The organism is Chryseobacterium joostei, from assembly GCF_003815775.1.
Classification (GTDB): Bacteria; Bacteroidota; Bacteroidia; order Flavobacteriales; family Weeksellaceae; genus Chryseobacterium; species Chryseobacterium joostei.
The window spans coordinates 1,145,431-1,156,857 of sequence record NZ_CP033926.1 but is presented as its reverse complement, the minus strand read 5'-3'; the positions used below and the strand labels follow the sequence as shown (position 1 = coordinate 1,156,857).

Sequence of the window (11,427 nt, the reverse complement as noted above, 5' to 3'; positions counted from 1 at the left end):
ACAGTTATGAAAAAGATAATTTTATCAATCGCATTATTTTCATTGGCAGCAAGCTGTAAAGATGATTATTTAGATATAAAGCAAGAAGGATATACGGAGGCTTCAGCATTTTTCAAAACCCAGGAGGATGCTATGCAGGCAACCAATGCTATCTATAGCTTTCTGAGAAGTTGGGATAACTCTGCTTTCCCATACCAGTTTGTATTTGGAGTACCGGCAGATGACGTTGTTAAAGGGTCTAACCCAGGAGATGCTTCTTTTATTAATGTATATGATAACTTTACCTACACCGTTAGTGATGAGGGAGTAAGAGGATACTGGATTGGGCAGTGGCAGGCTGTAAACAGTTGTAATCAGGTGATTACGAATGTTCCAAAAATTGATATGGATTCTGCATTAAGAACAAGACTGGTTGCAGAAGCAAAAATGCTGAGGGCTTACATTTATTTTAATCTAGTAAGAATATATGGTGGAGTTCCTATTTTTGATGGACTTCAGTCCAACTATAAAATTCCTAGAAATTCAGTAGAAGAAGTTTATAATTTTATTATTTCTGATCTTACCAGTGCAGCAGAAATTCTACCTCAGACTTATCCTGCTTCAGAGTTGGGTAGAGTAACGAAAGGAGCTGCATTAGGTTTACTTTCAAAAGTATATCTCTATAAAAAAGATTGGAAAAAAGCATATGATACTTCTAATCAGGTAATGAGTATGGGGTATGATCTAGATCCGGATTTTAATCATGTATTCAGACCGGCAGGAGAATTTGGAAAAGAATCCGTTTTTGAAGTAAACTGTGACTGTATACCTCCATTCAAGGGAAGTCAGTATGCTGAAGTACAGGGAGTAAGAGATCAGTTTGGCTGGGGCTTCTTTACACCATCAAGTGCTCTTGAAAGTGCGTTTGAACCTGGTGATATCAGAAAAGAACTTACTATACTTAGAAACGGGGAAACTACTCCTGAAGGTGATTTAATTGCGATGGGTGATGCACAATCTGTGACTACTTATAACCAAAAAGTATATGTACCAAAAGCTTTGAATAAGAGTGCTTGCGGTTATGGATCTATTCAGAATATCAGAATATTAAGATTTGCAGAGATTCTTCTGATTAATGCAGAAGCAGCTAATGAATTAGGTAATACCGCTGCAGCTATTACGAATCTTGATAGAGTTAGAACCAGAGCAAAGTTGGCAGGAACTACAGCTTCAACGCAAGGTGCTCTGAGAACAGCAATTTGGAATGAACGTAGAGTAGAGCTTGCTATGGAAGGTGATCGTTTTGTAGACTTAGTAAGAACAGGACAGGCTGCTACGGTACTTGCTCCTTATGGATTCAAAGTCGGGAAAAACGAATTGTTCCCAATTCCTTTTGATGCAATAACTGAAAGTGCCGGTGTATTTACACAAAACCCTGGATACTAAAATAACTTATCATAAGCTTAGAGGAGAGTGAAAATTCTCCTCTAACTTTATTAACCAGTAAACCAATGATACTAATGAAAAGGACCGTACTTTCAATTGCCGTAACCTCTTTATTTTTTACCTATTCCTGTAAAAATGCTCAGGTTTATAAACCGGAAACTACCCAAAATAAAACTGTTAAAAGTAATATTACCGATGAACAGATGATGGACAAAGTACAGAAAGATGCACTAAAATATTTCTGGGATTATGCTGAACCAAACTCAATGCTGGGAAGAGAGCGTTATCATGAAGATAATATCTATCCGGATAATGACAAGCATGTTGTTACAACAGGAGGCTCAGGATTTGGACTGGCAACCATACTGGTTGGGGTAGAAAGAGGATTTGTTCCAAGAAAAGAAGCCGTGAAGAGGCTTACCCATATTATGGATTTTCTTGCAAAGGCAGATCGTCACAAAGGAGCTTGGCCGCATTGGATCAACGGAGAAACTGGAAAAACAGTTCCTTTCGGAAAAAAAGATAACGGTGGGGACCTTGTAGAAACCGCATTTCTTACCTCAGGAATACTGATGGTCCGTGAATATTTTAAAAACGGAAACGCAGAAGAAAAAGCTTTAGCCGGAAAATGTGATGAACTTTGGAAAGGAATTCAATGGAACTGGTACACAAAAGGCGGTGAAAAAGTCCTTTACTGGCACTGGTCACCGGAATATCAATGGGAAATGAACTTTCCTCTTGAAGGATATAATGAATGCTTAATCACTTATATTCTGGCAGCATCTTCACCTACTCATTCTATAGATGCTGAAACCTATTATAAAGGTTGGACCAGAAACGGAACCTACCTTACAGACAAAACAAAATACGGACTACCTCTGTATGTAAAACATAATTATGCCGAAGAATATGGCGGCCCATTGTTCTGGGCACAATACTCCTATATTGGTCTTGATCCGACAGGATTATCAGATAAATTAGTGAAAAATTACTTTGATATCAATAAAAATCAAACCCTTATTGACTATAAATACTGTGTTGAAAATCCAAAACAATGGAAAGGTTATGGACCTAACTATTGGGGACTAACAGCAGGATATACCAGAAATGAAGACGGAAGCACAGGCTATACGGCTCACATGCCTGGAAATGATAATGGAGTAATAACTCCTACAGCAGCCTTGAGCAGCTTCCCATATACCCCAAAAGAATCCATGGATTTCCTAAGATTTATGTACACTCAAAAGCCAGAATTCATTGGTTCGGCAGGACCTTATGATGCAACTTCCATCAATTACAATAATTGGTTTACTCCAAGATATCTGGCTATCGATCAGGGAACAATAGCTCCAATGGTTGAAAACTACAGAACCGGATTTCTTTGGAAGTTATTCATGAATGCTCCGGAAATTCAACAAGGATTAAAGAAATTAAGCTTTCAATCCTCCAAATATGGAATAAAGTAATTGTTCTGCGTATAGTAACAATTCAAAATATAATTAAAGCTCTCTGATATAACTGAAGATGTAGATTCTTGTTCAAACAATGATCTGCCTAATCTGTAAAATCTGCGAGAGAATAAAACTCAATAGAAACGGACTTTAGCTAAAACCTAATAGCAATATGAAATTAAAGCACATTCCCTTTTTACTTCTTCTCTTTTCCTTACCGCTGAATGCCCAGGAAATCAAAGCAGAGCTGAACAAAGAAATTAAAAGAACCGAAAAGATCTCCTATATTCTGGATTATCCACAAAAAACAAAAGGGAATGTTCCTTTGATCGTTTTTCTTCATGGTTCAGGAGAGAGAGGGAATGATCTTGAAGCTGTAAAAGCCCATAGCCCCTTCACATATAAAAACCTGATTAAGGAACCGGTGGCTATTTTGGCGCCTCAATGTCCGGCAGGTAGCTGGTGGGACACAGTAACTATCTATAATTTGATTAAAGAAATTCAGAAAAAATATAAAATTGATGTCTCCAGAATTTATCTCACAGGACTTTCAATGGGAGGATGGGGAACATTGAAACTGGCAATGGAACATCCTGAAATGTTTGCTGCTGTAGCTTCAGTTTGTGCACCAACAGATCAGGTTATGACTGCTAATATTGATCAATTTAAGAATTTGAATATGAAAATATTTCACGGTGGGATGGATGATGTTGTTCTTCCGGAGAATGCTTTCAAATTTTATCAAAAACTTCATCCCGTAAATCCAACGGCTGAATTGATAGTTTTCCCGAATGATAATCATAACTCATGGGACTCAGCCTATTCGGACCCTAAATTATACGAATGGATGTTGTCGAAAAAGAAAGAAAAATAAAACAATAATTTAAGAAGATAGATTTATGAAAAAGTTAATTATACTTGCAGCCATAGCACTTTCGCCAGTGTTTTCCGCTCAGGAAATGGTAGACAAGCCCGTACAGTCGTATCAGACTGCGCAATATCAGGCAAAAAAGAAAGCCTTTGTAGATAATCTTTTATCTAAAATGACCTTGGATGAAAAAATCGGTCAGCTGAATCTTCCGACTTCCGGAGATTTTACAACCGGAATGGCTCAAAGTTCAGATATTGGCAAAAAGGTAGAGCAAGGATTAGTAGGAGGACTATTCAATATAAAAGGAGCAGATAAAATCAAAGCTGTTCAGAAAGTGGCGATAGAGAAAAGCCGTTTGAAAATTCCTATGATCTTTGGAATGGACGTTATCCATGGGTATGAAACTACGTTCCCAATTCCTTTAGGATTAGCTGCATCATGGGATATGAATCTGGTACAGCAGTCAGCAAGAGTTGCCGCAAAAGAAGCTGCTTCTGACGGAATCAACTGGACGTTTTCTCCAATGGTTGATATCTCACGTGAACCACGATGGGGAAGAGTTTCTGAGGGTTCTGGTGAAGATCCGTACCTTGGAAGTGAAATCTCAAAAAACATGGTGTATGGTTACCAAGGAAAAGACCTTGCGAATGGTACAAATATATTAGCCTGCGTAAAGCATTTTGCATTATACGGAGCTGGTGAATCAGGAAGAGATTATAATACAGTGGATATGAGCCATGTGAGAATGTTCAACGAATATTTCCCACCTTATAAAGCAGCTGTTGATGCAGGTGTAGCTTCAGTAATGGCTTCTTTCAATGAAGTTGATGGAGTTCCTGCAACAGGAAACAGATGGCTTCAGACCGAAGTATTGAGAAATCAATGGAAATTTAAAGGATTTGTAGTGACCGATTATACCGGTATCAATGAAATGGTTGACCACGGAATGGGAGATCTTCAGCAAGTTTCTGCCTTAGCCTTGAAAGCAGGTGTGGATATGGATATGGTGGGTGAGGGATTTTTAACAACATTAAAAAAATCTTTATCCGAAGGAAAAGTTACACAGGCTGAGATAGACACTGCAGCCAGGAGAGTTCTTGAAGCAAAATACGACCTGGGATTATTTGATAACCCATACAAGCACGGTGATGCAAAATTAGCAGCGAAAGAAGTGTACAGTATGGAAAACCGAAATATTGCAAGAAATGTTGCCGCTCAGTCAATGGTTTTACTGAAAAATGAAAATCAGGTATTACCATTGAAGAAATCAGGAACAGTAGCCGTAATTGGTCCATTGGTTAATAATTCCATAAATATGTCAGGAACATGGAGTGTGGCTACCAAGCACAACGTTTCTGTTAACTTAATGCAGGGACTTCAGGCTAACTATGGTAAAGAAGTGAAATTCCTTTCTGCTAAAGGAGCAAACATAGATTATAATGCAAAATTAGAAGAAATCTATGCGGCCCACGGGAAAAAAACAGACAGAGACAACCGTTCAAAAGAAGAATTATTAAAAGAAGCTGTTGATATCGCTAATAAAGCAGACGTTATTGTTTTAGCTATCGGAGAATCAGCTGAAATGAGTGGAGAGTCTTCATCAAGATCAGAAATCACTATTCCTCAGTCTCAGGTAGATCTTCTAAACGAGCTGAAAAAGACAGGAAAGCCAATTGCGATGATTCTTTTCACAGGACGTCCATTAGCTTTAACCAATGTGAAGGATACTCCTGATGCCATTCTAAATGCATGGTTCCCGGGTTCAGAAGCAGGAAATGCTATGGCAGATGTTCTTTTTGGAAAAGTAAACCCTTCAGGAAAGCTTCCAATGACGTTCCCAAGAAGCTTAGGACAAGTTCCTATCTATTATAATGCTAAAAATACAGGCCGTCCACTAGATCAGAAACTTACTGATAAATGTGAGTACCAAAGATTCCGTTCAAACTATATGGATGAATGTAATACGCCACTATATTCATTCGGATACGGATTAAGCTATACCAAATTTAATTACTCAGATATCAGTGTTTCCAATGCCAATCCAAAAGGAGATCAGGCTATTCAGGCATCTGTTACTGTTACCAATACCGGAAACTATGATGGAGCAGAAGTGGTTCAGCTGTATATCAGAGATATGGTTGGGAGTATTACAAGACCGGTAAAAGAATTAAAAGGTTTCCAGAAAATATTTTTGAAAAAAGGAGAATCCAAGAAAGTAACCTTTGATATTACTCCGGAAAACTTGAAGTTTTATAACGGAGAATTGAAATATGACTGGGAATCAGGAGACTTTGACCTTATGATTGGAACTAGCTCTGATGATGTAAAGCATTCAAAAATAAACTGGACAAAATAAATAGGTGAAAAGTTATTCACAGAAATGTGTTTTATGTTTTCTTTGGCATGATTTTTAATAATACCCAGCGTAGTTATCATAATAATGGAAAACAACATGAAAAAAACAATTTTACTTAGCACAATGTTCCTTGGTACTTTAATATTCGCTCAAGAAACACATGTATTAGGTGGCGATAAAGATGCTCACGGATGTATTGGGTCAGCAGGATATACTTATTCTCAAATCAAAAAGGACTGTATAAGAACTTTTGAAGAAAAAATAAAGTTAAAAGAAGTAGCTTCAAATGGAAATTATATTGCTGCCGTTATTTTCAGTAAAGACAAGAACAAAGCTGAGGTTTTCGTTAAGGATGCAGAGGAAAGAAGTATAATTCTTACCAGAGCAGGAAAAGGGAAAGCAAAAGCTTGGAAAAAAGATGGATATGTACTGGTTCCTTACAAAAAAAGCGGATACCAGCTTAAGAAAGATAATGTTGTGATTTATCAGTAAATCCAGATTTTATAAAATACAATAGAAGACCGTCTGCTAAGGCGGTCTCTTTGTTTTTAACGGGTTAAGCAGTCTCAATTTTGAGGATATAACACGCTGAAAATTTCCCGGACTAAAAAATATATTTATAAACCTCTCAAAATGAGAGGTTTTTTGTATCTTGGGTTTAACTAATGCCTTATTACTGTTGTTATTTTTCAAAACTCAAACTATTAATATTTCAATATGAGAAAAACTATTTTATTGGGAGCAGTGTTCCTTAGTTCTTTAGCCTTTACCCAGCAAAGATCTCCAATTGTAGGAGGTGACGTAGATGTTCATGGGTGCAGAGCTTCAGCAGGTTTTACGTATTCACAAATCAAGAATGTTTGTGTAAAGGTTTTTGAACAGAAAATCAAATTAAAGGAAGTGGACTCGGATAAAAGTTCTACTTCAATGACAGCTGTTATTTTTAGTAAGGATATGAAAAGGGCTGAAATTTTTATCCCGGAAGGAAATGCAAAAAGCATTATTCTGGGCAAAGAAGGGAAAAGCAAAATGTGGAAAAGTGGAAGCTATATTAAGGAAACATATGTTTTGGTCCCTTATAAAAAAACAGGTTACCAGATTAAAAAAGATGATGTTGTGATTTATCAGTAAATCATAACTTAAAATATAAAAGCCATTCAGACGAATGTTTTTTTTTGTTTTTTAGCAGTGAGTAATCATAAAAAAGCCTGAATTGGTCAGGCTTTATTTTTTATATTTTTTAGAATTTGTAAATATTTAGGGGCATATAACGTTTTTAATATAGAGATTAATAAACTCTTCAAAATAGGAAAGCTTTCATAGGCTCTAAAGAAAATAAAGACTACAAAAATCATAAAAGCAAGATTTTCATCTCTCACTGAAAAACCGTATTTTTGTACATCTAAAAAGTAAAAGAAAGAATGAATTCCTACAAAAATCCATTGGAAGAGCGCTATTCCAGTGAAGAAATGTTGTTTAATTTCTCACATAATAACAAATTCCGTACCTGGAGAAAGCTTTGGATCGCTTTAGCAGAGATCGAAAAAGACCTGGGTCTTGAAATTACAGACGAGCAAATCGCTGAATTAAAGGCTAATGCTGAAAATATCGATTTTGATAAAGCAGCAGAATACGAAAAGAAATTCCGTCATGATGTAATGGCTCACGTTCATACTTATGGAGATGTGGCACCATCAGCAAAGGGAATTATACACTTAGGAGCTACTTCAGCTTTTGTAGGAGACAATACAGATTTAATTCAAATTCGTGACGGACTTTTAATTCTAAAGAAAAAGTTAGTTAACGTAATGAAGAACTTGGCAGATTTTGCCATTCAATATAAAGATCTTCCAACTTTAGGATTCACTCACTTTCAGCCAGCTCAGTTAACAACGGTGGGGAAGAGAGCTACGCTTTGGTTACAGAGTTTGGTTCTTGACATCGAAGAGCTTGATTTCTTCCTTGAAACTCTTCGTTTCAGAGGAGTGAAAGGAACTACAGGAACGGCTGCAAGTTTCCTTGAGCTTTTCAATGGTGATTATTCTAAAGTAAAACACTTAGATAAAGAACTTTCAAAAAGATTCGGTTTTGAAAAAGTTTTCGGAGTTTCCGGACAAACCTACGACAGAAAAATTGATGCTAAGGTTGTTGCCTTATTAGGAAACATTGCTCAGTCTGCTCACAAATTCACAAACGATTTACGTTTACTTCAAAATCTTAAGGAAATTGAAGAACCGTTCGAGAAAAACCAGATCGGTTCATCTGCCATGGCATACAAGCGTAACCCAATGAGAAGTGAAAGAATTGGAGCATTGGCAAAATATGTAATGTCTTTAACGACAAGTTCAGCAATGGTAGCTTCTACACAGTGGTTTGAAAGAACACTGGATGACTCTGCAAACAAGAGATTAACCATTCCACAGGCGTTTCTGGCAGTGGATGCCATCTTATTGATCTGGAACAATATTATGAACGGAATTGTAGTATATCCAAACAGAATCAACAAGCACATTGAAGAAGAACTTCCTTTCATGGCAACAGAATATATTATCATGGAAGAAGTGAAGGCTGGTGGTGACCGTCAGGAAATTCACGAAGTGATCAGAGTTCATTCTATGGAAGCTTCCAAGAAAGTAAAGGAAGAAGGAAAAGAAAACGACCTTATCGAAAGAATCTTAAACGATGATTCTTTAAAATTAGATAAATCAAAATTAAAAGAAGTTTTAGATCCGAAAAACTTTATCGGTTTCGCACCGATTCAGACGGAAGAGTTCATCAAAAATGAAGTACAGCCGATTCTGGACCAGAATAAAGATTTAATAGGATTGGAAGCTGATCTTAAAGTATAAAAACGATATGCAGTCTTTTGGGCTGCATATTTTTTTTCACCTCAATTCTTATGAAATATCTGCTAATTACCATTTTATTCATTCCGATGATTTCTTTTTCTCAGGAAAAGGAGGGCTTAGTATATTTCAAATCCAAAGATTCCTTGGTTGGAGTAAAAAAACAGTCCGGAGAAATTATTATTCCGGCACAATTTAAAATTTATTCAGACCTTAAAGATGGAGATCCCGTACAAGGAGAAACCATTCTTTTTGATGGAGTGAAAAAAGACGAAAAATGGGTTGAAAATACTTGGGGATATGTCTATGACAGAAAAGGAAACTTTCTCTATACCCCATTTTTATATGACAATGGTCCGGACTATTTTTCTGAAGGCGTTAGACGATTTGTAAAAAACGGAAAGATAGGCTTTGCAGATAGAAATGGAAAAATCGTTATTGAACCCAATCATGACTTTGCTACATTCTTCATTTTTGGGTATGCTTCTTTCTGTGATGGATGCCAATGGAAAAAAGGAGAGGATGGCTATAAGGAAGTGGTAGGAGGTAAATGGGGAGTGATGAATGCCAAAGGAGAAACAGTTCAGCCTCTTGCAAGACACTCAGGAAAAGATTTAGAAATTAATGGGGAGTTTTACCCATATCCATTTCAATACAACCAAAAAGAAAAGGATATTCTGCAGTTCTTTGAAAAACAAAATAAAATGCTTTCAGACCTTTATTATGTCAATCTTTACAATAAGCTGTCTGAAGATCAGAAAAAACTGTTTTTTGAGATTGTAGAAAAACCAAAGGAGAATTTTCCCTATTATCAGGTGAATACCTATGATTATAGAAAAATAGATATAACATTATCCTACCAGTACAAGTTTTTGGTTTCAGAAGATGGCAAAACATACTATTCATTGGATGGAGAGGATAAAAAAACTCCTTTTAAAGAATGGTTGAAAAATGAAGCGAAAGAAGCCAAGCAATTTCAAAAAGAACATCCGGATAATCCGAATAAATTTGTCAACTAATAACAACCCATACCATGAAAAATATTTTATTATTTGTATTTGCCTTAGCATTTGTAAAACATAGCGCACAAAGCGATCAGACTGTTTATGCAGCTATAGATGATAATGCTAAAAATCTTGCCCAAAAATCAGGAGCCTATTCTGTATCTATCGGTATTTTAAAAGAAGGTAAAGTTTATACCAGACATTATGGGGAAATCGATAAAGGAAAAGGAAATAAGGCAGACGATAATACTTATTTTGAAATAGCCTCTGTTACCAAGCTTTTTACAGGTCAGTTATTGGCACAGGCAGTGTTGGAGGGTAAAATAAGTCTTGATGATGATGTTAGAAAATATCTGAAAGGATCTTACCCTAACCTAGAATATAATGGTGTTCCGATAAAAATAAGAAATTTAATTTCTTACGAAACAGCACTTCCAAGAAATCTTCCTAATGATGACAAATTAAGGAAAAATATGACAGATGAGACCCCTTTTCTTTATGAAAAGCTTAACGAAGGATACACAAAAGAAGACTTTAAAAAAGATCTGGCCACTGTCAAATTAAGCATGGAGCCAGGTAAAGAATATAAATACAGTAATTTAAGTCTGGAAATGTCAGGCCTGATACTGGAAAATATCTACGGAAAAAGCTATGAAAACCTTTTAAAAGAAAATATATTTTCAAAATTGGGAATGGATCATACCAAGCTGGGACTTGATAAAAATGAGGTTCAGGCCAATGGATATCATATCAATTATCGTCTGATGCCTGTTTCAAAAAGCAATCTATGGGGCTCAGGAGGTTCAAAGACCAAATCCACAATAGGAGATATGGTGAAATTTTTGAAAGAAGAACTGGATGTAAAAAATAAAGTAGCACAAGAGTCACAAAGAAATATTAGCAACAGTAAAGAAGCATGGTATGGATATTTCTGGGACCAAAATTTTATTAATGAAAAAGGAAAAGTAGGATTTAAGCATGGTGGGTCTTATGGAACAAATACCTGGTTTGCTATATATCCTGAGCTGAATATAGGTGTTTGTATGATTGTAAACATTAATGGACCTGAAACCTTTAATGCACTTTATAATACTTCGGCGGATCTAGTTGGAGATCTTATTTCCACCTCAGATAAAAATAAAAAAGAAGTATACGGATATACAGTTAAAGGAAATAACGTTGTTTTTTCTTACACTCATCCAAAGAATCTGGACGCAGGTCTTATCAATACGATGGCTGTAGCGGGAAGCTTCAATGACTGGAACCCTGAAAATAAAGAATATCAAATGACCAAAAAAGATAACAACCGCTTTGAACTGGTAGTTCCGGTCTCCAGATTTGAAAAAGGAAAGACCTATTCTTTTAAATTTGTATTCAATAAAGAAGGATGGATGACAACTCCTAAAAGTGCATCCAATACAGACGGAACCGAAAATAATAATTTAATCATGACCCTGTAAAACTATAGGAAAAA

The 11,427-nt window shown here is 36.2% G+C and carries 9 protein-coding genes; all 9 read left to right on the top strand.

Features of this window, described 5'->3' with window-relative positions; all coding sequences use genetic code 11:
- Window positions 1-6: 6 nt before the first annotated feature.
- The 9 genes from EG359_RS05470 (at window position 7) to EG359_RS05430 (ending at window position 11,413) form a co-directional block, all read left to right on the top strand.
- Window positions 7-1,425: a RagB/SusD family nutrient uptake outer membrane protein gene (locus EG359_RS05470; RefSeq protein WP_076351200.1), complete on the top strand. Its 1,419-nt coding sequence runs from the start codon at window positions 7-9 to the stop codon at window positions 1,423-1,425.
- A 74-nt stretch (window positions 1,426-1,499) separates the two neighbouring features.
- Window positions 1,500-2,891, top strand: a complete 1,392-nt coding sequence (locus tag EG359_RS05465; RefSeq protein ID WP_076351202.1) for a glucoamylase family protein — start codon at window positions 1,500-1,502, stop codon at window positions 2,889-2,891.
- A 157-nt stretch (window positions 2,892-3,048) separates the two neighbouring features.
- Window positions 3,049-3,750 (top strand): carboxylesterase family protein, encoded by a 702-nt coding sequence (locus EG359_RS05460; protein ID WP_076351204.1) that lies wholly within the window; start codon window positions 3,049-3,051, stop codon window positions 3,748-3,750.
- Window positions 3,751-3,775: 25 nt separating this feature from the next.
- Complete coding sequence (gene bglX / locus EG359_RS05455; RefSeq protein WP_076351206.1) at window positions 3,776-6,103, top strand: beta-glucosidase BglX; 2,328 nt, start codon at window positions 3,776-3,778, stop codon at window positions 6,101-6,103.
- A gap of 96 nt (window positions 6,104-6,199) precedes the next feature.
- Window positions 6,200-6,595 carry a hypothetical protein gene (locus EG359_RS05450; protein WP_076352067.1) on the top strand — a complete coding sequence of 132 codons (396 nt, stop codon included), beginning with the start codon at window positions 6,200-6,202 and terminating at the stop codon, window positions 6,593-6,595.
- A gap of 225 nt (window positions 6,596-6,820) precedes the next feature.
- Window positions 6,821-7,234 (top strand): hypothetical protein, encoded by a 414-nt coding sequence (locus tag EG359_RS05445; RefSeq protein WP_076351208.1) that lies wholly within the window; start codon window positions 6,821-6,823, stop codon window positions 7,232-7,234.
- 290 nt (window positions 7,235-7,524) lie between these two features.
- Window positions 7,525-8,952, top strand: a complete 1,428-nt coding sequence (gene purB, locus EG359_RS05440; RefSeq protein ID WP_076351210.1) for an adenylosuccinate lyase — start codon at window positions 7,525-7,527, stop codon at window positions 8,950-8,952.
- Between the two features lie 50 nt (window positions 8,953-9,002).
- The gene (locus EG359_RS05435) at window positions 9,003-9,968 is read left to right on the top strand and encodes a WG repeat-containing protein (protein WP_076351212.1); all 966 of its coding nucleotides are present in this window, start codon (window positions 9,003-9,005) and stop codon (window positions 9,966-9,968) included.
- Window positions 9,969-9,982: 14 nt separating this feature from the next.
- Complete coding sequence (locus EG359_RS05430; protein WP_076351214.1) at window positions 9,983-11,413, top strand: serine hydrolase; 1,431 nt, start codon at window positions 9,983-9,985, stop codon at window positions 11,411-11,413.
- The last annotated feature ends 14 nt before the right edge of the window (window positions 11,414-11,427 follow it).

What these genes read in the sequence shown, in the direction of transcription:
- EG359_RS05470 (WP_076351200.1), top strand. Translation starts at nt 7, where the DNA reads ATGAAAAAGATAATTTTATCAATCGCATTATTTTCATTGGCAGCAAGC.
- EG359_RS05465 (WP_076351202.1), top strand. Translation starts at nt 1,500, where the DNA reads ATGAAAAGGACCGTACTTTCAATTGCCGTAACCTCTTTATTTTTTACC.
- EG359_RS05460 (WP_076351204.1), top strand. Translation starts at nt 3,049, where the DNA reads ATGAAATTAAAGCACATTCCCTTTTTACTTCTTCTCTTTTCCTTACCG.
- bglX (WP_076351206.1), top strand. Translation starts at nt 3,776, where the DNA reads ATGAAAAAGTTAATTATACTTGCAGCCATAGCACTTTCGCCAGTGTTT.
- EG359_RS05450 (WP_076352067.1), top strand. Translation starts at nt 6,200, where the DNA reads ATGAAAAAAACAATTTTACTTAGCACAATGTTCCTTGGTACTTTAATA.
- EG359_RS05445 (WP_076351208.1), top strand. Translation starts at nt 6,821, where the DNA reads ATGAGAAAAACTATTTTATTGGGAGCAGTGTTCCTTAGTTCTTTAGCC.
- purB (WP_076351210.1), top strand. Translation starts at nt 7,525, where the DNA reads ATGAATTCCTACAAAAATCCATTGGAAGAGCGCTATTCCAGTGAAGAA.
- EG359_RS05435 (WP_076351212.1), top strand. Translation starts at nt 9,003, where the DNA reads ATGAAATATCTGCTAATTACCATTTTATTCATTCCGATGATTTCTTTT.
- EG359_RS05430 (WP_076351214.1), top strand. Translation starts at nt 9,983, where the DNA reads ATGAAAAATATTTTATTATTTGTATTTGCCTTAGCATTTGTAAAACAT.